This is a genomic window from Pseudomonas baetica, from assembly GCF_019733355.1.
Lineage (GTDB): Bacteria > Pseudomonadota > Gammaproteobacteria > Pseudomonadales > Pseudomonadaceae > Aquipseudomonas > Aquipseudomonas baetica_A.
In genome coordinates this window covers 78,918-102,475 of sequence record NZ_JAIHLQ010000002.1, presented here as the reverse complement: position 1 = coordinate 102,475, position 23,558 = coordinate 78,918, and the positions used below count along the sequence as shown (strand labels likewise).

The 23,558-nt window shown below is 58.8% G+C and carries 24 protein-coding genes; 8 read left to right on the top strand and 16 right to left on the bottom strand.

Annotation, left to right across the window (positions count from 1 at the left end):
* Nucleotides 1-182: 182 nt before the first annotated feature.
* Entirely contained in the window at nt 183-914 is a 732-nt protein-coding gene (locus tag K5E40_RS02105; protein ID WP_221729435.1) for a TetR/AcrR family transcriptional regulator, read from the bottom strand.
* Between the two features lie 184 nt (nt 915-1,098).
* On the opposite strand from K5E40_RS02105, the gene K5E40_RS02100 reads away from it, so the two are divergent.
* On the top strand, nt 1,099-2,730 hold the full coding sequence (locus K5E40_RS02100; RefSeq protein WP_032904478.1) for an ATP-dependent acyl-CoA ligase: 1,632 nt from the start codon (nt 1,099-1,101) through the stop codon (nt 2,728-2,730).
* 201 nt (nt 2,731-2,931) lie between these two features.
* Here K5E40_RS02100 and K5E40_RS02095 read toward each other — a convergent pair whose 3' ends face one another.
* Nucleotides 2,932-3,732, bottom strand: a complete 801-nt coding sequence (locus K5E40_RS02095; protein ID WP_020300784.1) for an SDR family NAD(P)-dependent oxidoreductase — start codon at nt 3,730-3,732, stop codon at nt 2,932-2,934.
* A 101-nt stretch (nt 3,733-3,833) separates the two neighbouring features.
* Between K5E40_RS02095 and K5E40_RS02090 the strand changes: the two genes are divergently transcribed.
* Nucleotides 3,834-4,574, top strand: coding sequence for a DUF2889 domain-containing protein (locus tag K5E40_RS02090; RefSeq protein ID WP_047530986.1), 741 nt, complete (start codon nt 3,834-3,836; stop codon nt 4,572-4,574).
* An 84-nt stretch (nt 4,575-4,658) separates the two neighbouring features.
* Here K5E40_RS02090 and K5E40_RS02085 read toward each other — a convergent pair whose 3' ends face one another.
* From K5E40_RS02085 to K5E40_RS02070, 4 genes are all read right to left on the bottom strand, one after another.
* Entirely contained in the window at nt 4,659-5,234 is a 576-nt protein-coding gene (locus K5E40_RS02085; protein WP_020300786.1) for an aromatic-ring-hydroxylating dioxygenase subunit beta, read from the bottom strand.
* Between the two features lie 95 nt (nt 5,235-5,329).
* Nucleotides 5,330-6,730: an aromatic ring-hydroxylating dioxygenase subunit alpha gene (locus K5E40_RS02080; RefSeq protein ID WP_047530990.1), complete on the bottom strand. Its 1,401-nt coding sequence runs from the start codon at nt 6,728-6,730 to the stop codon at nt 5,330-5,332.
* Nucleotides 6,731-6,853: 123 nt separating this feature from the next.
* Nucleotides 6,854-7,852: a fumarylacetoacetate hydrolase family protein gene (locus K5E40_RS02075; RefSeq protein WP_047530992.1), complete on the bottom strand. Its 999-nt coding sequence runs from the start codon at nt 7,850-7,852 to the stop codon at nt 6,854-6,856.
* Nucleotides 7,849-8,550 (bottom strand): SDR family NAD(P)-dependent oxidoreductase, encoded by a 702-nt coding sequence (locus K5E40_RS02070; protein ID WP_047530994.1) that lies wholly within the window; start codon nt 8,548-8,550, stop codon nt 7,849-7,851. The genes K5E40_RS02075 and K5E40_RS02070 overlap by 4 nt, the downstream gene beginning before the upstream one ends.
* Before the next feature lie 139 nt (nt 8,551-8,689).
* Here K5E40_RS02070 and K5E40_RS02065 point away from each other — a divergent pair, with 139 nt between their 5' ends.
* The gene (locus tag K5E40_RS02065; RefSeq protein ID WP_047538897.1) at nt 8,690-9,088 is read left to right on the top strand and encodes a Zn-ribbon domain-containing OB-fold protein; all 399 of its coding nucleotides are present in this window, start codon (nt 8,690-8,692) and stop codon (nt 9,086-9,088) included.
* Nucleotides 9,088-10,278, top strand: a complete 1,191-nt coding sequence (locus K5E40_RS02060) for a thiolase family protein (RefSeq protein WP_047530996.1) — start codon at nt 9,088-9,090, stop codon at nt 10,276-10,278. The genes K5E40_RS02065 and K5E40_RS02060 overlap by 1 nt, the downstream gene beginning before the upstream one ends.
* Before the next feature lie 9 nt (nt 10,279-10,287).
* On the opposite strand, the gene K5E40_RS02055 is transcribed toward K5E40_RS02060, so the two are convergent.
* From K5E40_RS02055 to K5E40_RS02030, 6 genes are all read right to left on the bottom strand, one after another.
* On the bottom strand, nt 10,288-11,073 hold the full coding sequence (locus tag K5E40_RS02055) for an IclR family transcriptional regulator (protein ID WP_047530998.1): 786 nt from the start codon (nt 11,071-11,073) through the stop codon (nt 10,288-10,290).
* An 88-nt stretch (nt 11,074-11,161) separates the two neighbouring features.
* Nucleotides 11,162-12,748: an MFS transporter gene (locus K5E40_RS02050; RefSeq protein ID WP_047531000.1), complete on the bottom strand. Its 1,587-nt coding sequence runs from the start codon at nt 12,746-12,748 to the stop codon at nt 11,162-11,164.
* Nucleotides 12,749-12,787: 39 nt separating this feature from the next.
* Entirely contained in the window at nt 12,788-13,672 is an 885-nt protein-coding gene (locus tag K5E40_RS02045) for a fumarylacetoacetate hydrolase family protein (RefSeq protein ID WP_047531002.1), read from the bottom strand.
* 1 nt (nt 13,673) lies between these two features.
* The gene (locus tag K5E40_RS02040; RefSeq protein ID WP_047531004.1) at nt 13,674-14,624 is read right to left on the bottom strand and encodes a VOC family protein; all 951 of its coding nucleotides are present in this window, start codon (nt 14,622-14,624) and stop codon (nt 13,674-13,676) included.
* A 66-nt stretch (nt 14,625-14,690) separates the two neighbouring features.
* Nucleotides 14,691-15,449 (bottom strand): SDR family NAD(P)-dependent oxidoreductase, encoded by a 759-nt coding sequence (locus K5E40_RS02035; protein ID WP_047531006.1) that lies wholly within the window; start codon nt 15,447-15,449, stop codon nt 14,691-14,693.
* Between the two features lie 51 nt (nt 15,450-15,500).
* Nucleotides 15,501-15,737 (bottom strand): ferredoxin, encoded by a 237-nt coding sequence (locus K5E40_RS02030; protein WP_020300797.1) that lies wholly within the window; start codon nt 15,735-15,737, stop codon nt 15,501-15,503.
* Nucleotides 15,738-16,099: 362 nt separating this feature from the next.
* Between K5E40_RS02030 and K5E40_RS02025 the strand changes: the two genes are divergently transcribed.
* The 4 genes from K5E40_RS02025 (at nt 16,100) to K5E40_RS02010 (ending at nt 19,887) form a co-directional block, all read left to right on the top strand.
* Nucleotides 16,100-17,362 (top strand): MFS transporter, encoded by a 1,263-nt coding sequence (locus tag K5E40_RS02025; protein WP_047538900.1) that lies wholly within the window; start codon nt 16,100-16,102, stop codon nt 17,360-17,362.
* Nucleotides 17,363-17,390: 28 nt separating this feature from the next.
* Nucleotides 17,391-17,711 (top strand): 2Fe-2S iron-sulfur cluster-binding protein, encoded by a 321-nt coding sequence (locus K5E40_RS02020; RefSeq protein WP_047531008.1) that lies wholly within the window; start codon nt 17,391-17,393, stop codon nt 17,709-17,711.
* Nucleotides 17,712-17,731: 20 nt separating this feature from the next.
* A complete protein-coding gene (locus K5E40_RS02015) occupies nt 17,732-18,967 on the top strand; it encodes an NAD(P)/FAD-dependent oxidoreductase (RefSeq protein ID WP_221729434.1) in 1,236 nt (411 codons plus the stop codon).
* An 86-nt stretch (nt 18,968-19,053) separates the two neighbouring features.
* Nucleotides 19,054-19,887, top strand: a complete 834-nt coding sequence (locus tag K5E40_RS02010; protein WP_047531012.1) for an oxidoreductase — start codon at nt 19,054-19,056, stop codon at nt 19,885-19,887.
* 43 nt (nt 19,888-19,930) lie between these two features.
* Here K5E40_RS02010 and K5E40_RS02005 read toward each other — a convergent pair whose 3' ends face one another.
* From K5E40_RS02005 to K5E40_RS01990, 4 genes are all read right to left on the bottom strand, one after another.
* Complete coding sequence (locus K5E40_RS02005; RefSeq protein WP_047531013.1) at nt 19,931-20,281, bottom strand: nuclear transport factor 2 family protein; 351 nt, start codon at nt 20,279-20,281, stop codon at nt 19,931-19,933.
* 23 nt (nt 20,282-20,304) lie between these two features.
* Entirely contained in the window at nt 20,305-21,606 is a 1,302-nt protein-coding gene (locus tag K5E40_RS02000) for an MFS transporter (RefSeq protein WP_047531015.1), read from the bottom strand.
* Between the two features lie 32 nt (nt 21,607-21,638).
* Entirely contained in the window at nt 21,639-22,427 is a 789-nt protein-coding gene (locus tag K5E40_RS01995) for an SDR family NAD(P)-dependent oxidoreductase (protein ID WP_047531017.1), read from the bottom strand.
* 85 nt (nt 22,428-22,512) lie between these two features.
* Nucleotides 22,513-23,544, bottom strand: a complete 1,032-nt coding sequence (locus K5E40_RS01990; protein WP_047531019.1) for a hypothetical protein — start codon at nt 23,542-23,544, stop codon at nt 22,513-22,515.
* Nucleotides 23,545-23,558: the final 14 nt, after the last annotated feature.

Below are 23,558 nucleotides of genomic sequence, written 5' to 3'. Positions count from 1 at the left end.
TGGCGCGCGGAGAGGCCTGACCCAGAGCCCTCGACCCGAGTCGAAAAATGCTTTGCGAGGTTAAAAACTACGAGTCAGCCTTGAAAAAGAATGGAATGCAGGTGGCAGAAAATTCGCGTACGAAAACGCAAAGCCCCCGATAAACGGGGGCTTTGGTTAGCGCGATGGGTAGTTCTTTAAGGTCAGCGGCGGGTGCGCGAGGTAGAACCCATGATCAGCGCGCCCAGGAGTTTTCTCACCCGGACCGGGAACAATCGACGCCCTGCGGCTTCTGGCACGAGGATTTCGCTCAACACGTAACGAATGATCATTTCGCAGATCAGCTCACGGTCAAGACGCACCCCGAGGCGTTCGTCCCAGTCGTCGAAAACGATGCCCAGGCCATCCTGAAAGCGCACGATCGAATCGTGGAAAATCCGTCGGAAGAAGCCCAGCGCGTAGTCGGGCGCAACCACAAGAAGACGACGAGCCCGACTTTGCTCTAGATAGTTATCAAGATAGGCAAATAGCGCATTCAAGCGCGCTTCCGGATCACTGATGTGACCGAGTTCCTGGGACAGCAAGCTGTGAAAGCTTTCGCGCTTGTGGCGCGAAAAGGTGTCCAACAAGTCCTCCTGCGAGGCGAAATAGCGATAAAAGGTGCCACGGGAAACGCCCGCTACCTGGCACACATCCAGAATCGAAATACGATCCGCGCCAGACATCAGCACGACTTCTTCAGTGGCTTTAAGGATGTTGGCAATGGTTTCTTCCGAACGGCGATTCGGCTTGACCTTGGTGCCTGCCACTGAGTTGGCAGCAGCACGTCGCTCTACGGGTTTAGCCGGGCTCGCCCCTGCTTCAGATGGCGCATTTTTTTTGGATTTGGGAGCCGGCGCAGGCGCCTCTGCTTTCTTGGATGCGACTTTTGGCATGGCGTGACGGGCTCATGAAGAGTAAAGATTGTGCAACGTTACCACAGGATCTGTGCATAAATAACACTATATGTTCAACTTATTGCTAAAGACATTTGATGAGTTTGTATTTAGAATTGGATTCTCTCTTCAAAATAAAATCAGGCAGCCCGACCGGTTATGGGTGCCTAAAAGGAGAAAACTGATGGGTAGCAGTGGAAATCCAGACACCTGGACAGTGGGAGAACGAGACACTGTCATTGATGCGTTAGATCGTGCGGTAGCAAGGCATCCAGACAAAATATTGCTGGATTTCAGCGGTGAGTTATACACATATGCTCAGGTTGACTCACTTTCCACCAAGATGGCCAACGCACTTGCCACCCTGGGCGTCAAGGCCGGTGAAACCGTGCTGACGATGCTGGATAACAACATCGATGCCGTCACCACCTGGCTGGCCATCAACAAGCTCTGCGCCGTGAGTGTGCCGATCAACACCGCGCTCAAGGGCGAGTTCCTCCGCCATCAGATCGCCGATACCGGCACCTCGGTGGTGATCTGCGAAGCGGCCTACCTGCTGCGCATCACACCACTCGCCGAACAACTGCAGGACGTACACCACATTCTTCACCGTGGCACCCTCGAGGCAGTTCCTGATTGCCCGATTCGTATTGCGCCACTGGATGAATGGCGTGGCCATGACGCCACCCCACTCGCCAATAAACCGCGACCTTCAGACCTTGCCTGCCTGATTTACACCTCGGGCACCACGGGCCCTTCCAAGGGCTGCATGATCAGCTACAACTTCATGTGCAATCTGGCGCGCCTGCAACTACGTGCCGGTCCGGCCAGTGCCGACGACGTCACCATCACGCCGCTGCCGCTGTTTCACATGAATGCGCTGTGTGTATCGATCATTGCCAGCATTCTGGTGGGCGCGCGCGCCGCCATTCTTGCGCGATTCTCGGTCTCGAATTTCTGGCCGGAAGTGGAGCGCTCGGGCGCGACCATTGCCTCGATCCTGGGTGGCATGGGCGGCCTCCTCGCCCAGGCGCCAGACAACGAAGCGATGCTGCGCTGCGTCGGGCAGATCCATACCGCCCGTGGCAACCCTTATACCGAAGAAACCAAAAAGATCTGGCGCGAGCGCTTCGGCACCAAGCTGGTAGGCGGCAACGGCTATGGCCTGACCGAAGCCTGCGTTATCACTTCGCTGGCTGCCGGGGAATACGCCGCGCCCGGCTCGTCGGGTAAACGTATTGCAGATTTTGACGTAAGGATCGTCGACGACCTCGATCAGGAAGTGCCGCCCAACTCCCCTGGCGAAATCGTGGTGCGCCCGCTCCGTCCCGACATCATGTTCCAGGGCTACTGGCGTCGTCCGGAGGATACCCAGAAGCTGATGCGCAATATGTGGTTCCACACCGGCGACGTTGGCAAATTCGATGATGTTGGCTTCTTCTACTTTGTCGACCGCAAGAAGGACTACATGCGTCGCAGGGGGGAGAACATTTCCAGCTTTGAAATGGAAGCAGCCTTTGCTTCTCACCCGGCACTGGCCGAAGTGGCGGTGCATGCCGTGCCTTCAGATAAAGGCGAGGATGATGTGAAGGTGACTGCCGTGCTGCATGAAGGCGTGACGCTTGAGCCGGAGCAACTGTTCCATTGGGCCACCGACTCGGTGCCCTACTATGCCTTGCCGCGCTACATCGAGTTTCGCAGCAGCTTGCCGAAAAACCCGCAGGGCCGGGTGTTGAAGTATCTGCTGCGCGATGAAGGTAAAACCGACGCCACCTGGGATCTGGAAACCACATCGATCGTGGTGTCCAAAAAGTAACAGTACTACCTGGCATGTGTCGGCCATCCAACGCCGAAAGCCCGCTTTGAAGCGAGCTTTCGCTTCTCTTGGGCCTGGTGTCGCCTTTGTATGAGTGAGCTTGCTTGCGATGAACTCAAGGACAACGCGTTTTACAAGAACGTGCGCGTTATCGTTAACGTCCATCGCGAGCAAGCTCGCTCCTGCATTAATCGTGTGAAATCAATACTCGCGCACGGGAATGCCTTTGGGGCGGGAGTTGTAACCGGGTAGGTGCAGGCCACCGTCGACGTGAATGGTCTCGCCGGTGATAAAGCGCGACATCTCCGACGCGAGGAATACCACCACCGGGCCAATGTCGGCTTCAGGCTCGCCACAGCGGCCCAGCGGACGCATTGAAGCGGACATTTCGGCAAAGCCCGGGTTTTCTGCGGCAAGTTTGTGGAAGGTGGCGCCCATCGCGGTAGGTGCGATGGCATTGGTTCGAATGTTGAACCGCCCCCATTCAGAGGCGGCGCTGCGAGTCAGCCCGACGATCGCTGCCTTGGCCGTGTTGTAATCGCCGTGCAGCCAGGCGCCGATCTCGATATCGATTGAATAGAAGTTGATGATCTTGCCACCGCCCCGCGCTTTCATATGCGGCAGTGCGGCTTTCATCGCCCACCAGGCCGCCCACACTGTAGAGCCGAGGGTTTGCTCCAGCATCGCGTCGGTTTTTTCTTCCAGAAGGACATTAGGGGTGGGTGCAAAGGCATTGTTAACCAGGATGTCCAGGCCACCAAATTGATCAACGGCTAATTGCACGGCGGCTTCGATATCGGCCTTGCTGCACACGTCAGTCTTGATGAACACCGCTTGGGCACCCAGCGCTTTGAGTTCGGCGACTACGGCCTCGCCACTGGTGACATCCAGCTCGGCGACCACCACGGCAGCGCCCTCTTTGGCAAAGTTCAGCGCAATGCCGCGGCCGATTCCGCCACCTGCGCCAGTAATCAGCGCAACCTGTTCATTTAGCAGTGCCATAGTCACTCCACTTCTTGTTTTTTAGTGAACATTTTTGGTTATAGTGTTCAAATATAGCTTATTTCGTCAGCCTGAACAGCATTGAAACAAGGATATTGAGGATGACTGCATTTCGTCGCCGCGTAGACATCATTGCTCAGCATGCCAATGGCACGGGCGAAGTTCGCGCCGCTCTGGAAGACGACTTCCACCACTTCCGGGTGTGGGTCAGCTACCGCGCAGGTGAAGTCATCGCCATTGGCGGTGAAGCGCTGCGCTATCCCTATTCCCTGTGCCCGCAGGCTTGCAATCAATTACAGCAATTGCGGGGGATGAAGCTGGACCGGATAGCCCATTCAGTCACCCGGCAGACCGACGCCAGTCATCAATGCACCCACTTGCTCGATCTCGCGGGGCTCGCCATTGCTGCTGCCGCACGTGGCTCCCGCCAGCGCCGCTATGACATTAGCGTGGGCCAGCGCATCGACAACCGCACCCGCTCTACGTTGGTACGCGATGGCAATGAAGACCTGACCTGGGAAGTAGACGGCACCATGATCGAAGGACCCTCACCCTATTGCGGCATCAATCTTCGCGAAGGCATGGCACGCTGGGCACTGAATGCCCTCAATGAAGAAGCCGCCGAAGCGGCTCTTTTACTTCGCCGCTGCACCCTGATTTCGATGGGGCGCGCGTACAACCTCGACGAGCAGATTCATGCCCTGAACACCGGCCGCTGCTACAGCCAACAACCCGAACGCGCGGAACAGGCACTGCGCATGAAGGGTTCGACGCTGGACTTCAGCAATGAACAGTTCAAATTGTGCGCCCAGGACCAGGAGTGGCTTAGGCAGCACCAATAGTCACACGGCTCCCATATCAAAAGCCGCGCGACCATCATCCGCAAGGCCCGGCGATCCGGATTCGAACCAGACCGCCGATAATGCCTAGAGGAAGACGGCCAGATTTGGCGTTCCAAGCACCGCTTGGTCGATGATGACTTCGCGCCGCGCCAGCTTGAATCCCGCCTCACTCAGACGCAGCACATCACGCCGTTCGCCACTGATGATGTCGACATGGTGATCTTTGAAACGGCTACGGGTCAGCAGCAGGTAACTGGTCACCACAAACTCATCGCTCTTGTCGGTTTCTTCGACAAACACGTTAGTCACCAGACGTCGGGTACGCGAAGGAGGATCTTCCGCCCAGGCACTTTTGCCGGACAGGCGCAGGATTCGGCCCATGATCGAGCGGTAGTCATCGTGGTAATGCTGAACGCTGCGCACGATGGTGGTTTTCAACTCGGCGGCCAAGCGCGTCTGGCGCAGCGGCACGGTGTACACCAGGTCGGTGTCCAGGCGTTCGGCCCACTCCTGCAGGCGAATCTGGTCGAGCAGCGTGGCTTCCTCGTAGAGAAAGGTCACCACATCGTTGTAAATCGGCGAACCCACCGGTACTCGCTTGGTACCGACTGGGGAACCCGGCTGGATATCCTCCACACCGCGTTGTTGAACCTGAGCCATGAGTAACTCCTTAACTTTTATTCTTGTACTCGTGAATGCTGTTACCGGCGACTGCGGCCCGCTAGGACCGCTGTCGAACCAGGACTGGCGAACGCTTATTTCTCGTCCGATGCGGTCATCAGCTCATGCCAGTACAACCACCAGTGCCACTGGGTATCGTCCTTGGTGAAACCTTCGTTGACGATGCCGGGGCCAGGCCACCCTTCCGGTGCTCCGGTTTCAAAGACTGCCTGGTATTTCATCGTGCTCTTGCGGCCCATCGCCCCCTTGGCAGCCAGCGTCATGTGCGGCCAGGTATCGGAGTCATCCTGCTCGACCATGCCGGACGTGCCGAACAGCTGGATGGTTTGCTTGAGCATCTTGTCGCGCAGTTCCGGGGAAGCGTCTTTCTCGGCAAACACCCAGTTGACGAACTCGAGCTTGTCCGGACCTTGCGGCACGTAGGCGTGCAGGGTCATCGAGCCGACGACAGTGCCATCCGGCTGCGGAATGTAGACAAAACCGAAAAGAATATTCGGGAACATCCCACCGACTTGCGGCGGCATGCTGGTGAGCACTTTCAACTGATCTTCGGTCAAGTTGCGTGCCAGCTGTTCGACCATGTCGGCGGTCATGCCGGCAGGCGGCAATGCTTCGAGCTTTTGCTGCACACTCAACTCTGCCGGATCGAGTCCGGTGAGGCGCTTGATCTTGCGCGCCAGGTCGATGCAACGCAGCGCATGGCCGTGCGGCGAGCTGATTTCGACGCCGATCATTTCCGGGCTGAGGTCGGCTGTTTCGCCCTCGCCTTTCTTGGCGTAGTTACCCACTTCGCCTAACCAGCGGTGCAAGGTCAGTGTGTGGAAACCGTCGGCCGCCGATTGCTCGCCAGCCGTCTTCCAGTTGGCGTTAACGATAAAGCGCTGCGGTGGACCGAGTACTTCCATGCCTTTGTCGGAGCGGCAGAAGAGCATGTCGTAATACCACTTGGCATCGCCCAGGAATTCGTCGAACGATGGTCCATCGATATTCCAGGTCGCAAAGACCAGACCGCCATACAGCGTGACCCGAGCCTTTTTCAGGCCCAGTTCTTCTTTGGGCAGCATTTTGCCGTGCATGCATTCACGCTCGACGGGTGAGCCGACAAAGTCGCCATTCGGGCGGAAGGCCCAGCCGTGGTAGATGCATTTATGAATTTGTGTATTGCCGCAATCAGCGGTACTGATGCGCATGCCGCGGTGCGGGCACACATTGAGGTTTACAAACACCTCGCCCTCTTTGCCACGGGCAACAATGACCGAGTCGGAGCCCAGGTCGCGGACCATGAAGTCCCCGGAATTGGGGATCTCCGACTCGTGACCCAGGAGTACCCAGATCTTGCCGAAGATTTTTTCCATCTCCAGCTCGTAGATTTCGCGGTCAGACAACACGCGCATTTGTACTTCACGGCTGGATGGATAGATAAGGTCCGAGACCTTGGTTCCATCAGACAATACGGGGCTTGTTTTTGTTAGCATGATTGCCTCCTGATCAGAGCGTCACGACAGTGGTCGCAACGAAATATAAGACACTTTCTCTATTTATGTACATAGAATTCACTTTCTACTTGTAAGTGAATTCTTCCGTCATTCACGTATGCGTCAATCCTTGCTCGATGGCTTGCCCGCTTGAGTACGCAGCACACCAATGCCGTCGATCTCCAGTTCAACCACATCGCCAGGCTTCAAATAACGTAATTGCTCCAGGCCGCAGCCGTTGCCGACCGTGCCGGAGCCCAGAAACTCACCGGGGTACAGGGTTTCCGAGCGGGACACGTGGGCAATCACGTCTTCGAAACTCCAGCGCATATCACGGGTATTACCGCGCCCCCACTCCTCGCCATTGACCCGGGCAACCATATTCAGGTCATAGGGATCACCCAGTTCATCGGCTGTCACCAGGCAGGGCCCCATAATGTTGGCCGTATCAAAATCCTTGCTCTTGGCCGGGCCGAGCATGCCGGGCATTTCCAGGGCCTGGGCGTCGCGGGCACTCATGTCGTTGAAGATGGTGTAGCCGACGATATGCGCCCGGGCGGCCTCACGGCTGATGTCCTTGCCGCGCTTACCGATGTAGCAACCGAACTCGAGTTCGAAATCCATCGCCCGGCTGTAGCTCGGCCATTGAAATTCATCGTCGATGCCAATCACCGCGAAACGGTTGCCCTTGTAGTAGATGGGCTGCTTGTTGAAAGTCTCGATGACCCGATCGTCAGCACGAGTGTTCATCGCTTTCAGCGTGGCTTCCGGGTCTTCGGTACGTAGCGCACGCGCGCGACGGGCCGCCGCGAAGCTCTGGCGCAGATGCAATTCGAAGCAGGAACAGTCGCGCATTTGTGGAGGTGGCTGGATCGGTGCGCGCAGCTTCACGCTGGCACGCTCCAGCACCGCCGCCGAGGGTGCCTTGGTGACCAGCGCACGGGCCAGGTTCAACGCCGGCTCACCGGCCTCCACCAAGGCCAGAATGCTGCTCAATGCCACACTGTCACGACCTTCTCGCAGGCGGTAAGCATTTTGCAGATCGAGCACCTGCTGGTCCCGATTGAGCAATGCCCCCGCGCGATCAAAACCTTCGGCATCGGTATACGTCACCAGCCTCATACGCGGCCACTCACAGGCAGCAGTGCACCGGTTACCGCTGCGGCTTCGTCGGATAACAGAAACGCCACTACCGCCGCCAACGCCTGCGGAGTGACCCAGCGGCCGCTGTCGGCATCAGGCATGTCGGCGCGGTTGGCGGGGGTGTCAATGATGCTCGGCAGCACAGCGTTGACCGTTACACCACGATCCTTCAGCTCCTCGGCCAACGCCTCGGTCAACCGGGCTACACCGGCCTTGGAGGCGGCATAAGCCCCCATACCGGTTGCGGCTTTGACCGAGGCCAGCGCGCCAATGTTGACGATGCGCCCGGCCTTGGAATCCAGCAGGTGCGCCAACGCAGACTGGGAACTGACCACGGCGGTACGCACGTTCATCTGGTAAAGCCGATCCCAGGTCAGCAGGCTGCCGCCTTCGACGGTCTCCCAGGCAAAACCGCCCGCGACATTGACCAAACCGTCGATGCCACCCAAATGCGCCGCGACCTGCTCGAACGCAGCGCTGGCCGACTCGCTCGAGGTCAGGTCGACACCGCCCAGGCACAGCAGGTTTTCCGTATCCAGCAAGGCAGCTGGGGCCTCGTTGCGATCCAGCAACGCAACCCGCGCGCCTCGCGCCAGCAGAAATGTGCCAAGTGCGCTGCCGAGGGCACCAAACCCGCCGGTGACGACTACCCTCTTGTCCAATAATGATTGGAACATCGCGAAATCCTCTTGTTGTTGTTTTACGGCGCGAACGGTCGATTCGCGCCTTTGTCCAGATAAATATATGACACTTTTAGAAAATATGTACAAATGATACTGTATGACTTCAAGTCAAACACTCACCTGCGGACCGCTGATGCCTAGAAAACTGCCTGCACTCAACGCCGACAACCGCGCCTTCTGGCAAGGCGGTCAACAGGGCGAACTGCTCGTTCATCGCTGCGCGGCCTGTAGCCGGTATTTCCACCCGCCCGCCCCGCTCTGCCCGCATTGCGCAAGCTTTGACGTGGCGCCGCAAGCGGTGTCCGGCAAGGGCAAAGTGCTCAGCTTCACCATCAACTATCAGCCCTGGACCCCCGACCTGGAGGTGCCCTATGTGGTGGCGATCATCGAGTTGGTTGAGCAACCCGGCTTGCAGTTCGTGAGCAACGTGGTGGGCATGCCGGTCACGGATGTGCAGATCGACATGCCGGTACGGGTCAGCTTCCTCAATGTCGAGGATGTATGGTTACCTCTGTTCGAGAAGGATCAGTGATGTTCGATCATCGTTATGAAAAAGACGTAGCCATTACCGGTATCGGTCAATCAGAGATCGGGCGACCGTCGAGCAAGTCAGCGATGCGCCTGACCCTGGATGCCTGCCTGGAAGCCATTGCGGACGCCGGCCTGCAACGCAGCGACATCGACGGCGTGGCCTGCTGGCCGGGCGACAACAACAATGGCGACCCGTTTTCACCGGTCGGTCCCAGTGCGCTGAAGAGTGCCCTCGGGCTCAACGTCAACTGGTTCGGTGGCGGTTATGAAGGGCCCGGCCCGCTCACCGGGGTGATCAACGGCGCCATGGCGATTGCGGCGGGCCTGTGCAAGCACGTACTGGTGTTTCGCACCATCACCGAAGCGTCGGCGCGCATGGTCAACAAACAGGCCGGCGCACTGACCAATAAAACCCAGGGTCGCGACAGCAGCTACGCCTGGCAGTGGTTTACCCCGTTCAATGTGCAATCGGGCATCAACCTGATGGCGTTGTATGCCCAGCGTCACTTCCATGAATACGGCACCCGACCGGAGCAGCTGGCGCAGATAGCCCTGACGTGTCGCCAGAACGCCATGCGCAACCCTAAGGCGCTGTATCGCACGCCGATGAGCATGGACGACTACATGGCATCGCGGATGATTTCAACGCCTCTGCGCATGTTCGACTGCGACGTGCATTGCGATGCGTCCACCGCCATCATCCTGTCCCGTCGCGATATCGCCCAGGACCAGCCGAACAAACCGATCCGCATCGAGGCCATGGGCGCAGCGTTGAACCAGCCATGGTCGTGGGATCAGATCTCCCTGACCAAAATGGCCGCCTTCGATGTCGGAGAGATGATGTGGGCACGCACCGACTACACCCCGCAGGATGTTGAATCTGCGCAGTTGTATGACGGATTTTCGATCTTGACCCTGATCTGGCTTGAAGCCCTGGGCCTGTGCCCCACCGGGGAAAGTGGTGCGTTCGTCGAGGGTGGCACGCGCATCGCACTGGAGGGCAGCTTGCCCATCAATACCAATGGCGGGCAGCTGTCTGGCGGACGCACCCACGGCCTGGGTTACGTGCATGAAGCCTGCCTGCAACTGTGGGGCCGTGCCGAAGGCCGGCAAACCCGCGAACACCGCGTCAGTACGGTGGCAGCCGGAGGCGGCCCGCTGGGGGGCAGCCTGCTACTGGTTCGCGAGTAACGGCGCGCCTCAGTAGAGTACGCCGGCCACTTCGCTACAGAACTCGATCAACGCCTTGCCCAGTTCGGCAAGGCCCTCTTCGTCCCGTTGGCCACGGAACATCACTGCTGACACGGTGAAATCGATGCTGTTGGTCGGTGAAAAGACCGGCGCCGCAATCGCAAGAATCCCCCCCGAGAAATGCCCGTCGTCCATTGCCCAACCACGCTCGGCAGCCTGTCTCACTTCCTCACGGTAAACCTCCAGCGAAAGAGGTTGAGCCCAACGAATCGTCTCGAAACTGCTCTGTACTTCCGGATCGTCGAGGTCGATCTGCGTAGCGAACAACCGGCCGCTGGCGCCCATCAGAATCGGCAGACGCTGACCTTCGGCCATGTCGATACGCACATCGGTCGGGCTTGCAGCGGAACTGACAATGACGATGCGGTCAGGGCTCATTTTTCGCCACAGGGTGATGGTCACCCGCTGGCGTGCAGCCAGGTTCTGCAACAGCGGTTTGGCCATCTGAACGCGATGACCCTGGGTAACCAATTGTTCGACCAGACGCGCCAGGCCCAGGCCCACGGTGTAACGCTTGGAAAGAGCACTGAAATCGACCACCTCCTCTTGCACCAGGGTACGCAGGATGTTGAAGCAGGTGCTTGGATTGATTTTCAGTTGCCGGGCGATGTCCACTGAACGTTCCGGCGTACCCACCTGACTGAGGTAACGCAAGATGCGTATGGCGTTGGAAACGGGTTTGACGAGGGTTGCGCCGGCCGATTTGCTGCTGTCGTTGACGTCAGTGAGTTCCATGCCCGATCCAGTAACTTTAGAGTGGCGCCATTCTAACCTGAGAATGATTGGCGTTGTAAAAGTTTTATCTGGGAATTATTCGATCACTTCAATCGGTTAGTTTCACTGGCGGCTGATAGATCAAACGACGGGTTTGCAGATCTTCGCGACGAAAACGCTCGATGAGACGCTCTTGGGCATGGTCGGCCTGGGTCACCCGAACCTGTTGGCGCAAGTATTCCAGCCAGGACTCGACAATAAAGCGCTCGCTGTAGAGTTGCGGGTCCGCCATGTCGCGGTACAAACGCCAGTTTTGCGCGCCGTTGCGCCGTCGCGCCTTGCCTACCGTGTACACAGCGGCCAGAAAGTCATCGCGGTCCGGCGCAGCCACCCGGTACAAAATCTCCACCGATACCGGTCCATCGGAATGGGACACCGGACTGGCCAGCTGGAGTGTGTCGGTCAACTGCACCTCGGCAAAGTCTGCTTCCTGGCCCAGTTCCACATGGCCATTTCGGGTCAGCGCGATGCCGACCAGCAACAACAGTGTCGAGAGCAACAAGCTCTGGCTCAACCCCAGATACTCGGCCAATGCCCCCCATATCGCACCGCCGGCCGCCATCGCGCCCATCAGGATCAACACATAGACCGATGCGACCCGTGCGCGCACCCAATTGGCGGCATAGGTTTGCACCACCGTGGAAATGGTCGCGTTGACCGCCATCCAGCCGAACCCCGCCAGCAGCATCATCGCGCAGACCGCATAGCGGTTGTTGGATAGCGCGGCAGTGAGGGTGGCGAGGGCAAAGGAGATGGCGCCGCAAACCAGCAGATGACGCATGCCCAATACGCGATACAGCCGCGGCAAGCTGAGCGCAGCCAACACTGCACCGGCGCCAAGAAACGCCATGAGCAAGCCATAACCACCGGCGTCCATACCCAATTCCTGCTTGGCCACCAGCGGCATCAAGGCCCACAAAGCGCTGGCACTCGTGGTGAACACCAGAACCTGCTTCATGGCGCTGAACAGGACCGCTGAATGCCGGATATAGCGCAGGCCACTGCGCATGCCACCGGTCAGGGTTTCCGGTGGCAAGCCCACGGCAGGCGGGTTGGGAGCGATACGAAAGAGGAATAGCAGCACCGCGAACATACACAGCGCGATCACCAGAAATACCGAGGTCGTGTTCCAGTATGCAATCAGTGCACCCGCCAACGCGGGGCCCAAAGCGCGGGTGGCGTTGATGGAAATTCCGTTCAAGGACACTGCGGCCGGCACCTGGTCGCGGGGCAGTACACCTACCATGGTCACCATCCACGCCGACATGCCCAGCGCACTGCCAGTACCGAGCACAAAGGTAAACGCCAACAAGCCCCAGGTTTCCAGGTGCGCGCTGTACGCCAGCACACACAACACCAGTGCGGCGAACAGCATCATGCACTGGGTAATGATCAGCCAACTGCGACGGTCCACCCGATCGGCAATCACCCCACCGGGAAAGGCAAACAGGAATACCGGCAGGGTCACGGCGGTTTGCACCAGAGAGACCATGGCTGCCGACGTCGTCAATGTGGTCATGATCCACGCCGCGGCGACCGTCTGCATCCAGATAGCCATGTTGACCACTGCGGCTGCCAGCCATAAGCCGCGGAACGCTTTGTTGCGAAACGGCGCCCACGCCGAACCCTCGCTCATCATCACTCCTCAGCGTCTATTCCTGTCAAAATCAGCGGGTTAGTTACCCAGCGGCTGACCCAGTCGCCCAGCCGCACGTGCGGGGCAGAGCTGGCGTGGCAGAGCGACGGTATTGCGCAGTCGGCCGACGCCTTGGATTTCAGCCTCGACCCGATCACCCGGCCGCAAAAAGCGCCCGCTTTCCAGGCCCACACCGTGGGTAGAACCGGTAAACACCAGGTCGCCAGGACGCAGACTGATGCGTGCATCCAGATAATTGAGCAACTCATCCAGAGGAAAAATCATCTGCCGCGTATTGTCCTGCTGGCGCAGTTCGTAGTTGACGCTGAGGCGTATATCCAGCGCCGGTTGCCCCATTACGCCCAATTCGTCTGCCGTCACAATCCAGGGACCTACCGGAGTAGTGCGGTCCATGGCTTTCTGGGTCAACAAGTCCAGGCGGCCGATCTGTTTACCGGCATCTCGAGCACTGATGTCATTGCCCACCGTGTACCCCAGCAGGCAGTCGCTGGCATGGGGTTCATCCAGCAACGGTCGGCCCACCACTGCGACCAATTCGACCTCATAGTCAAGCTGGGTTGTCAGCGGCGAATATTCGATCTCGTCATTGGCGCCGACCAGCGCTGACTCAGGTTTCATGTAGGCCAGAGGGTGTGCCGGCGCATCACTGCCGAGGCGCTTGAGGTGGCTGAGGTAATTGAGACCCACACCAAACACCCGACTGCCCGGTTCCAGCGGCGCAAGCAGGCGCGCAGCCGACAACGGCAACCAATCGCCACTCAGGTCCAGGGCGTCTGACGCAAGATCCGCCCCTAGCCCGGCCCAGTGGGTGAACGGCGCATCAATACGCCGCAGGCGGTCAGTTTGCGCATCCAGCAACGCCCAGAACGCTTGCCCTGCAACTTCGACCCGCGCCAGACGCATGTCAGCGCTTGGCCAGGTACGTCGGCAGGTACTCGGCGTCGAGCACTTCTTCCGGTGTCTTGACGCTGGCGCCGAGAATTGGCCCGACCATTTCGTGGCCCCACAGGCTGAGTTTTTCCGGATTCAGCTCGTAGGGATCGCCTTGCCATGGCTCGATTTCAGCAATGGTCTCGAAGGCAAACCCGGACGGATTGAAATGGTAAAACGACAGATGGGGGTCCTGAGCATGTTGGCCGAGGGTCATCATCATCGGCAGTTCACGCTGACGCACGATGTCGTAGGTCTCACCGACATCACGCACGTTGCGTACAAACAACCCGACATGCTGCACGCCCATGCGACCCGGCCCGTGGCCATACGCGATGTCATGACTGGTGTGATGGTTGAGTTTGGAGCGGAAGAATCCGGTTCGTCCTTTGCCCGCACCGGCGCCATACCAACTGAAACCCATGACGTTAAGCAGGAAGTCCTCCAGTTCTGGCGTGTAGTCCGGAGTGATCAGCACCACATGACCCGCACCTCGTTCGTCGGCAAGGAAACCACTGTGCGGACGGCCCGGCTGGAACGAGCGCGGCATCCATTTTTGCCCGTAAAACAATTCGTGCTGATACCCCACCGGGTCACGAAAACGCACTAATTCACGCACGCCACGCTTTTCGCACAGTTCAGCGTCACCGCGGGTGAAGTCGATATTGGCGGCCGCCAGCTTCTTGATACCGTCCTCGAACGCCATGCGCCCCACCGCTTCCCAACCGATGTAGACAATTCGGTCAACCTTGCCTGGATGGAAAGCGAAGCGATGGCGGCGATCATCGATTTTGAAGTACAGCGAATCGGGGTCACTCTCGGGGTTCTTGCCGATGCCAAAACCCATCACCTGCGGGCCGTACTCGCGCCACGCGTCGAGATTGGGGGACTCAAAGCCCATGTAACCGATACCGATGATGTCCACGTTATTCACCTTGTTATTGTTCGAGATGAAAGGGTGCCGGTAGCCCTTGCCAGGGCGCCGCGCGTGCTAGATCGCGAGTAACCCGCCGTCGATGACGAAGTCCGAACCGGTAATGAATGAAGCTTCATCCGAGGCGACAAAGACCGCCATCGCCACCACTTCCTCGGGTTCGCCGGGGCGATCCATCAATACCCCATCCAGCAGCATCGCGCGCATTTTTGGGTCTTCCAGAAACGGCCGGGTGCCCGGCGTCGCGACAAATCCCGGGCTCAAACTGACCGCACGGATACCGAACGGCGCGCCTTCTACCGCCAACTGGCGAGTGAAGGACACCACAGCGCCCTTGGCAGCGGAATGCGCGGAAATGCCGGCGACTTTCGAGCCACCCCACGCGGCGGTGGACGATACGTTGATGATCACTCCGCGCTGTTCGGCCAAGTGGTGCCAGGCATATTTGGTGGTATAGAACAGCAGGTCGATTTCGTTGCGCATGGTGTACTGCCAATCTTCGATCGACAGCTCGCTGACCAGCCCGAATCGTGCGGCGGAAGCGTTGTTGTAGAGAATGTCGATGCGCCCGTGTTCAGCCACGGAGGCATCGATCCAGGCCTTGGCCTGTTTGTGATCGCCCAGGTCCACGGGTGCCGAGCCATACAGGGTAAACCCCTCGGCTCGCATCAAGGCTGCCGTCTCCTCGTGGCCTTCGGCATTGAAATCGCAACCGACCACAATCGCCCCTTCGCGGGCAAAACGCAGCGCCGCCGCCCTGCCCTGGCCGCCGCCAGTACCGGTAATCAGCGCGACCTTGTTTGGTAATCGTCCCATAAGCACATCCTCACCTCAGTGGTTATCACGTTGCGGCTGACGCTCACGCCATCAAACAGCTTCGTCATCCGGGGTGATGGGCTCAAGCCAGATGGCCTCCGCAGGGCAGGCGGCTGCACCCTCACGAGCCTCCTCCTCCAACTCCGGCGGCACACGGGCATCGTCGAGGTACACCATGCCATCGGCATCAAGCTTGTACAGGCTGGGACAAATCGCAGCACACAAACCATAACCACAGCAGCGGCTTCGGTCGGCCACCGCTTTGAATTGCGCTTTTTCTGAACTCATTTTTTTCTCCTTTATCAGGTTCAGCCTCTGCAAATTATGAACACTTATTTATTTTATGTGCAATTAATTTTTAACGCGGATATGCTGAGACTCATCCGCTGTCGCTAATCACTGCCTTGGCATCAAAACGGGTGAATCGCAGCAGGATGTTGAACACGGCTGGCTTCAGAGTGATTCAACAGTGGGTGCAACGCATGAAATTCGTTTGTCCGTTAGTCAGATAGCTGCGCTGGACAAATCCGAATTTCTGATTTTATTCTGATTAAAAAACCAGATTCTGTTCAAAGAATCTGCTGGCGGTGGTCCACATCACCACTTGTAGCAGTGCTTGGCTCAACAAAACCTATAAGGAAGCCAACTTCATGCACCCGTCTAGAAACGAAGCGGCAATCGATCTGCGCGAGTTCCGCCAAAGCTGGAAAATCCTGATTTTGTCGGTCGCCGGAGTGGCCATCAGCATCAACGCCGCCCTGCTCTATGGCTTCGGCACACTGGTCGTGCCGCTCGGCGATGCCTTTGGCTGGAGCAAAAGTGAACTGCAAGCCTGCATCACCTTTCTGTTTGGCGGCGCGGTGGTGTCATTGCAGTTGGTGGGTTGGTTCAACCTGCGCTACGGCATGAAGCGCGTTACGGTTATTTCCCTGCTGCTGTTATCACTCGGCTACCTGGCGACCACGCAACTGACCCAATCGATATGGTCGATGTACATCGCCTTTGCGCTACTGCCCATCGTCGGCATGGGCGCGCTGGCGGTGACCTGGACCCAACTGATCAGCCTTTGGTTCGACAGCAATCGCGGCCTGGCGCTAGCCATTGGTCTGTCCGGGACCGGCGTCACCGCCGCCACCATCCCCCGCCTGATGGCTTGGGGCATAGAGCAATGGGACTGGCGTGCGGCCTTCGTGATTCTCGCGCTGCTCAACCTTTTGGTTCTGCTGCCGCTGATTCTGCTGTGGTTCAAGCTACCCACTGTTGCAGGTCACCGTGACGACGGCCATGTGCTGGAGCAATTGCCCGGCATGTCTTTTCGTGAAGGTATGGGCTCGCTGAAATTCTGGACCTGCAACCTGGCGCTCAGCCTGGTGATTTCTTCGATTGTCGGCATGGTCACCAGCACCGTGCCCATGCTGCAATCCCGAGGTCTGTCCGCTGGGGACGCGGCCACCATCTTCAGCTGTTTCGGTATTTCGCTGATCTTCGGCCGAATGCTGATTGGTTATTTGCTCGATCGCCTGTGGCCGCCAGCCGTGTCTGCACTAAGCCTGGTGCTACCCGCCGTCGGTTGTTTCATCTACCTGAGCCCAACCACCGAATTTGCCCCGCTCATGCTGGCGGCGGTGCTGGTTGGTTTCGGCGCCGGGGCGGAGTTCGATATTGCCGCATTCCTGATTGCCCGCTACTTCGGCCTGCGCGAATACGGCCGCCTGTTCGGCGTGCATCAGGGCCTGAATACCGTGGCCTCGGCGCTGGCCCCGCTGCTCTTCGCGTACATGCTGGCGCGCACCGGTTCGTATAGCGCGATGCTGGTGTACAGCGCCGCTTGCTGCCTGATCGGTCCGCTGTTGCTACTGACCCTGGGGCGTGTGCCGCGCTTCAATGCGCAAACCATTCCCAGACAATCCTGAGCCCCACCCAACAAGATCGGAGCAGAACATGCCCACATTGACGTTTATTGAACACAACGGCACCGCCCATCAGGTCAAAGGCGACATCGGCCAATCAGTGATGCAAGCCGCGACCTTCGCCTCGGTGCCGGGTATTTCTGCGGACTGCGGTGGTGCATGCAGTTGTGCCACCTGCCACACCTACATTGACGATGCCTGGCTGGGCAAAGTGCAAGCGGCGGAAGGCATGGAGAACGACATGCTCGAGTACGCTTTCGAGCGCCGTGACAGCAGCCGCTTGAGCTGTCAAATGATCATCAGCGAAGACATGGACGGCATGGTTCTGCACCTGCCGTCGTCGCAATTCTGAATGCGCTTGAAGGAGCTCCCATGACCCTCGCCTCAGTCGTTATCGTCGGTGCTGGCCAGGCCGGATTTCAGGTCGCTGCCTCCCTGCGTCAGGAAGGCTTTGACGGGCGCATCACCCTGATCGGCGATGAGCCAGGCCTGCCCTACCAGCGCCCGCCATTGTCCAAGGCCTATCTGCTCGGCAAGATTCAGGCGACCAATCTGCTGTTTCGTCCTGCGGATTTCTACACCACCCAGCGCATTGAACTGCTGCATGACCAGGCAACCGCGATCGACCGCCTGAACCGACGCGTGATATTGGCCTCGGGTGCTGCCGTCAGTTACGACCATTTGGTGCTGGCGACCGGCGCGCACAACCGCCCCCTGCCGGTTCCTGGCGCAGAGCTGCCGCAAGTGTTCGGTATCAAAACCAAAGCCGATGCCGACTCGCTGGCGCCGCTGGCTAAAGAAGCGCGCAACGTGGTGGTGATTGGTGCCGGGTTTATCGGCCTCGAGTTCGCGGCAGTGGCCGCTGCCCTAGGGGCTAACGTGCACGTACTGGAGCTGGGCGAGCGTCCCATGGCCCGCGCCGTTTCGCGGGAGATGTCCGAGCTGTTTGGCCAGGCACATGAAGCCTGGGGTGTGCATTTTGACTTTCGCCAAGGCTTGAGCCGCATCGACGGCGACAACGGCAATGTGTGCGCGGTGCAAACCGGTGATGGACGTGCGCTCCCAGCTGACCTGGTGGTGTTTGGTATCGGTGTGATCCCCAATGCACAACTGGCGACTGAAGCCGGTCTGGACATCGAGAACGGCATCAAGGTGGACGCCAGTCTGCTGACCTCTGACCCGCAAATTTCCGCAGTGGGGGATGTCGCCAGCTTCCCATGCCTGCAAAACAATGAGTTACACACCCGCCTCGAGTCGGTGCAGAACGCCATCGACCAGGCCCGCGCAGTGGCTGCACGCTTGATGGGCAAACCAGCGCCTTATAGCGCCCTCCCCTGGTTCTGGACCGACCAAGGCAACTTGAAACTGCAGATCGCCGGACTCTCCCATGGCTATGACAGTACCGTCGTGCTCGGTTCAGTCGAAGAACATCAAGCGTCCGTGCTGTGCTTCCGCAATGACCGTCTGGTGGCCGTGGAGTCCTGTAATCGCATGGGCGATCACATGGCGGCGCGCAAGATTCTCGCTCGCGCGCCCAAGCTGACGGCAGTCGAAGCCGCCACTGACGGGTTCGATCTGAAAGCTTGGGAAGCGGCCAACCGCGACTGAGCGTCGCACTGATCTTTCACGCCCGCTGCCGCGCCCGCCTCAAAGCTGACGCGGCATTTTTTTTGCACAACGACTGGAGCGATGCAATGAACAAAGTCTGGTTTATTACCGGTGCGGCCCGAGGCTTGGGTGCTGCGATCGCCAAAGCCGCGTTGGCCGACGGTGACCGTGTGGTGGTCAGCGGCCGGCGTATCGAACCGCTTGAAAACGTCTTCGCCGAGTACGGTGAGCGCGTTATGGCAGTGGCCCTGGATGTGACCGACGAAGCCCAGGCGCTTGCCGCCGTAGAGACTGCCGTCGCGCGTTTTGGACGAATCGATGTGCTGGTCAACAACGCCGGTTATGGCCAACTGGCGCCGTTTGAAGACAATTTCGCCAGCGACGCCGCCCAGCAATTCGCGACCAATGTGTTTGGTGTGTTCAACGTCTGCCGCGCCGTGCTGCCTGTCATGCGTCAGCAACGCAGCGGCCGGGTGTTCAACGTGTCTTCAATGGGGGGCATGGTCGGGATGGGCGGTGCGGCGTTGTACTGCGCATCCAAGTTTGCCGTGGAAGGTTTTTCCGAATCCCTGGCCCAGGAAGTGACGCAGTTCGGCATCAAGGTCACGCTGGTGGAGCCCGGGGTTTTCCGTACGGACTTTCTCGACCCCAGCTCCGCGGTCTTCGGTACCCGCGGGCTGGAGGATTACGCTGCATTCACCGCCAAGGTCAAAAGCGCTTCGGCCGCCTACAACCATCAGCAAACCGGCAACCCGGCGAAACTGGGCGATGCGCTGGTGCACCTGGCCAACAGCGAACATCCACCGTTGCGTTATCTGGCGGGCTCCGACGCTTATCAGCAGGTCAGCGACAAGCTCAACAGGATGCTCGCGGAAATCGAGCAATGGCAGCAGTTGTCCCATTCCACCGATGGCGTCTAGGCGCCGACGCGCACAGCCTTTCTGACGAGGCTGTGCGCAACGATTACTGGTTGATGAAGTAACGTACGGACAACTTTCCATCTTCGAACCGATACAACTCGATCGTTTCGATGCCACCTTCCTGCTCACGAAAGGCGTTCAGGTGATGGCACGCCGCTTCATTGCCATTGACGATGCACTGGCGCACCTCGACGCGAACCCTGGTTTGCTGCTGCGCCCACATGCCTTCCAGCACCTGCCATGCATCAGCCTGCGGCTTGCCGACGTATTCGATACTCAAGCCGTTGGGCGAGACGCTGCGATAGTGAGCGAAAAAGCCCTCTTTATCGCCTCGGTTCCAGCAGTCGATCTGCCCGTGCAGAAAGTGCTCGATGGTGTGTTTGTCCATGCTCATTTCACGTTCATCCTCAAGTGGGTTCAGGCATGTGGTCGTAGCTGGAGGTTTTGCTGACGGGCGAGGAAACTTAGCTCCATCCTCAACCACAGCAGAATGGTCGGGCCGATAATGGCGCAGCAGAAACAGCACACCAGCACGGCGGAATAGCTGCCGTACAGGTCATAAAGATGGCCGAACAGCATGGGCACCAGACCGGAAACAATGGTGATCAGGCACAGGTGCAGACCAAATATCCGCGCGTAGTCCTTCAAGCCGAAATAGCGCGCCATCAGGAATGCCGCCAGATCGAACTCAGCTCCGGCACTGGCGCCGATGCACAGGGTCGCCAGCACCAGCAACGGTGTGTTCTGCGCCCCGCCAAAGAGAAAGATCGCGCAGCCCAATGCGGGTAGCGCCAGGCTCACGGCGGCCACCACCGAAGGTGAATAGCGGTCCAGCAGATAACCCACCAACAAACGCCCGCCGATGATGGAAATACCAAAGGTGCTGAAGATCTGGCTGGCTTGCTGCGCACTCAGGCCCTTGCTTTGCAGCATCGGCACCATGTTGGTGACCATGCCGACGGTCAACGACACCGACAATATCAACGCGACGTTAAAGCCCCAGTACATGCCTGAGCGCAATGCTTGTTTGAAGGACATGCCGGACAGCTCCGGAAGTTCCTTCTGCGTTGTCGCGTCAGGACTGGCGAGCAGCGCCGGCATGCGCAGCCACATCAATGACAAGGGCAGCGTAAACAGCAAAGGCATTGCGCCCAATGCAATAAACCCGGCTTGCCAACCGTAGGCGGCAATCAGCCGCGACAACAGGGGTGGCAGAATCATTGCCATCAGCCCGGTGCCACACAAAATCACGGCCAGCGCCAGTCCACGGTTACGCTCGAACCAAAGGTTGACCAATTGCGTCCAGGTGATCGCAATGGTGCCGGCACAGATGATCGGCATGCTGAAAAACGCCAGGTACAACCAGCCGATCGAACCCTGAATCCGCGTGATCGCAAAGTAACCGACGATCTGCAGCACGATCGAAACAATCGCCACCCGGCGCAGGCCGAAGCGACGGTACAGCCAGCCGACCAGTTGCGTGGAAATCGCCACCCCGGCGAAGAGAAAGGTGATGGAGGCTTGCAAGTCGCCCCGGCTCCAGCCGAACGCCTGTTCCAGCGGAATCACCAGGGTGCCGAAGGCGTACAGCAACGCAGCGGTAATGCTGGTGCAGATGCCAAACAGGCCTAACACAACCACGCGCCAGCCGCGCTTGAACTCGGTAAAATCATTGCCAGCGTGGGCCGTGGTGTTGCTACTGCGTGTATCCGATGTCATGACCTGACTCCCATCGCGGACGTGCGACTTGATTAATGGCCCTTGAGGATTTCTTCGACCTTGGGCAACGCGATCATGGTGGCGCCGCCATCCACCAGCAACGAGGTGCCAGTGATATAGGAAGCCTCGTTGGAGGTCAGAAACAGTACGGCGTTGGCAATGTCGGCGGACTCGCCCAGACGCCCTACCGGGAAATGTGCAGCGAGTTTATGCGGCAGTTCATTGCCAAGGGTTTCGAGCATGTGGTCAGTGCCGATCAGTCCGGGCTCGACGACGTTGACCAGAATATTCATGGCGCCGAATTCCACCGCCAGGCCACGGGCGAAGGCATTCATGAAGGCTTTGCTGGAACCATAGGCAATCAGTCGAGGGGTGTATTTGCGGTTGGCTTCGCCGGACGAGATGAAAATCAGCCGGCCTTTGTCGGCGGCTTTCGACAGATAAGGTGCGCAGTCCTTGGCCAACCAGAACAACGATTGAATATTGCTGCGAACGATGTGATCAAAAGTGTCATCGGCCATTTCGGCGATCAGCCCGTGACTAGTATCGGCGGCGCAATGCACCACGATGTCCAGGCCACCAAAGTGCTCTACACCACCTTGCACCATTGACTTGATCGCCTCGCGGTCGGCGATGTCGCCACCGACCAGGCAGGCTTGCGCACCCAGGGCCTTGATCTGTGCGATCGTTTCTTCACCGTATCGAGCGGTGCGTGCCGACACCACCACCTTGGCGCCTTCTCGGGCATAGGCCAGGGCAATGGCGCGGCCCATGCCTCGGCCGGCACCAGTGACCAGCACGACTTTGTCACGGAATTTCATCGTGATTCCTCATTGTTGTTATTAGAGAGGCTACTGATGCAGCGTATGCGCCGGATAATGATCGCAACCCGGCGCACCCGGCTGATTACAGGTCCTTGCCTGGAACGTTGCGGGCCGAGCCGTTACGCCGGTCCGATTCGCCCCAGCCCAGCCAGTGCGAAGGCTCGCGGGTATCGCCAACCCGACGCCAGCGCCCTTCCTGCTGCGCCGTGATCGGGAAGCCGCCGACGAAGTCGATCATCTCGCCCTTCTCATCAGGCAAAAACTCCCACTCTTCCTTGCCTTCCAGCACGATTTTCGCGGACTTCAGGAAGTAGCTGCCGTCCTTGTGTTCGGTTTGTCCTTCGATATCGGTGGTGACCCGAACCTCGCCTTTCTCATTGTTGAAAATGGCGTAGCCCAAATGGTCGTGACCGACCATGAAAGAGCCGGTATCCCAGGTGCCGTCTTTATAAACGGTGACAAAGGACCACCAGATCACATGCTTGTTGTTGTTCACCACCAGGTCTTTCTTGAAGTGAATGGCGCCGCCTTCGGCCATGTAGAACTGGTCCAGTGCCATGGCGCCCTTGACCGGACGCCCCTCACAGACACCGGCGATGTCCCACAACTGCGAAACGTAGAAGGTGCCCCATTCCACGCCGGGTAAATACCACTGCAGTCCCGGACCGAGCAGACGCCCTTCGAGGTGAAACAGGCCTTCTTCTTTCCAGGTCAGCCGTTCGCTGCTAGCAGTGATTTCCCAGCCGTTGCCGGCTTCACCCGGTTGGCTGGCCCAGCGCGCGACATCGCCTTCCAGGCTGTGCACCGGCAGCGGTGTCAGCGCCTGGCGGGCCATTTTTTCGTGGTCCATGCGCAGGTTGACGTTATCGACGTGATTGTTCAGGTAAAAGAACTTGGTCGGGTTCGGTGTGCCGTTGGGCGCCATCAGCGAGCGGACGAAGGAATAGATATTGCCTTGCTCATCGCGCACAGATCCGAACGGCGAACTCTTGCTCAGGTGCAGGCCGAAGAAGCCGCGTTCCGATGACATCGACGCGCCTGTGACCTGGTGCGGCCCAACCAATTGTTGGAAGCCGAAATCACCGCGTTCTGGAATGGTTTTAAACGTTCTCATAATGCCCTCTGTTG

What these genes read in the sequence shown, in the direction of transcription:
- K5E40_RS02105 (WP_221729435.1), bottom strand. Translation starts at nt 914, where the DNA reads ATGCCAAAAGTCGCATCCAAGAAAGCAGAGGCGCCTGCGCCGGCTCCC.
- K5E40_RS02100 (WP_032904478.1), top strand. Translation starts at nt 1,099, where the DNA reads ATGGGTAGCAGTGGAAATCCAGACACCTGGACAGTGGGAGAACGAGAC.
- K5E40_RS02095 (WP_020300784.1), bottom strand. Translation starts at nt 3,732, where the DNA reads ATGGCACTGCTAAATGAACAGGTTGCGCTGATTACTGGCGCAGGTGGC.
- K5E40_RS02090 (WP_047530986.1), top strand. Translation starts at nt 3,834, where the DNA reads ATGACTGCATTTCGTCGCCGCGTAGACATCATTGCTCAGCATGCCAAT.
- K5E40_RS02085 (WP_020300786.1), bottom strand. Translation starts at nt 5,234, where the DNA reads ATGGCTCAGGTTCAACAACGCGGTGTGGAGGATATCCAGCCGGGTTCC.
- K5E40_RS02080 (WP_047530990.1), bottom strand. Translation starts at nt 6,730, where the DNA reads ATGCTAACAAAAACAAGCCCCGTATTGTCTGATGGAACCAAGGTCTCG.
- K5E40_RS02075 (WP_047530992.1), bottom strand. Translation starts at nt 7,852, where the DNA reads ATGAGGCTGGTGACGTATACCGATGCCGAAGGTTTTGATCGCGCGGGG.
- K5E40_RS02070 (WP_047530994.1), bottom strand. Translation starts at nt 8,550, where the DNA reads ATGTTCCAATCATTATTGGACAAGAGGGTAGTCGTCACCGGCGGGTTT.
- K5E40_RS02065 (WP_047538897.1), top strand. Translation starts at nt 8,690, where the DNA reads ATGCCTAGAAAACTGCCTGCACTCAACGCCGACAACCGCGCCTTCTGG.
- K5E40_RS02060 (WP_047530996.1), top strand. Translation starts at nt 9,088, where the DNA reads ATGTTCGATCATCGTTATGAAAAAGACGTAGCCATTACCGGTATCGGT.
- K5E40_RS02055 (WP_047530998.1), bottom strand. Translation starts at nt 11,073, where the DNA reads ATGGAACTCACTGACGTCAACGACAGCAGCAAATCGGCCGGCGCAACC.
- K5E40_RS02050 (WP_047531000.1), bottom strand. Translation starts at nt 12,748, where the DNA reads ATGAGCGAGGGTTCGGCGTGGGCGCCGTTTCGCAACAAAGCGTTCCGC.
- K5E40_RS02045 (WP_047531002.1), bottom strand. Translation starts at nt 13,672, where the DNA reads ATGCGTCTGGCGCGGGTCGAAGTTGCAGGGCAAGCGTTCTGGGCGTTG.
- K5E40_RS02035 (WP_047531006.1), bottom strand. Translation starts at nt 15,449, where the DNA reads ATGGGACGATTACCAAACAAGGTCGCGCTGATTACCGGTACTGGCGGC.
- K5E40_RS02030 (WP_020300797.1), bottom strand. Translation starts at nt 15,737, where the DNA reads ATGAGTTCAGAAAAAGCGCAATTCAAAGCGGTGGCCGACCGAAGCCGC.
- K5E40_RS02025 (WP_047538900.1), top strand. Translation starts at nt 16,100, where the DNA reads ATGCACCCGTCTAGAAACGAAGCGGCAATCGATCTGCGCGAGTTCCGC.
- K5E40_RS02020 (WP_047531008.1), top strand. Translation starts at nt 17,391, where the DNA reads ATGCCCACATTGACGTTTATTGAACACAACGGCACCGCCCATCAGGTC.
- K5E40_RS02015 (WP_221729434.1), top strand. Translation starts at nt 17,732, where the DNA reads ATGACCCTCGCCTCAGTCGTTATCGTCGGTGCTGGCCAGGCCGGATTT.
- K5E40_RS02010 (WP_047531012.1), top strand. Translation starts at nt 19,054, where the DNA reads ATGAACAAAGTCTGGTTTATTACCGGTGCGGCCCGAGGCTTGGGTGCT.
- K5E40_RS02005 (WP_047531013.1), bottom strand. Translation starts at nt 20,281, where the DNA reads ATGAGCATGGACAAACACACCATCGAGCACTTTCTGCACGGGCAGATC.
- K5E40_RS02000 (WP_047531015.1), bottom strand. Translation starts at nt 21,606, where the DNA reads ATGACATCGGATACACGCAGTAGCAACACCACGGCCCACGCTGGCAAT.
- K5E40_RS01995 (WP_047531017.1), bottom strand. Translation starts at nt 22,427, where the DNA reads ATGAAATTCCGTGACAAAGTCGTGCTGGTCACTGGTGCCGGCCGAGGC.
- K5E40_RS01990 (WP_047531019.1), bottom strand. Translation starts at nt 23,544, where the DNA reads ATGAGAACGTTTAAAACCATTCCAGAACGCGGTGATTTCGGCTTCCAA.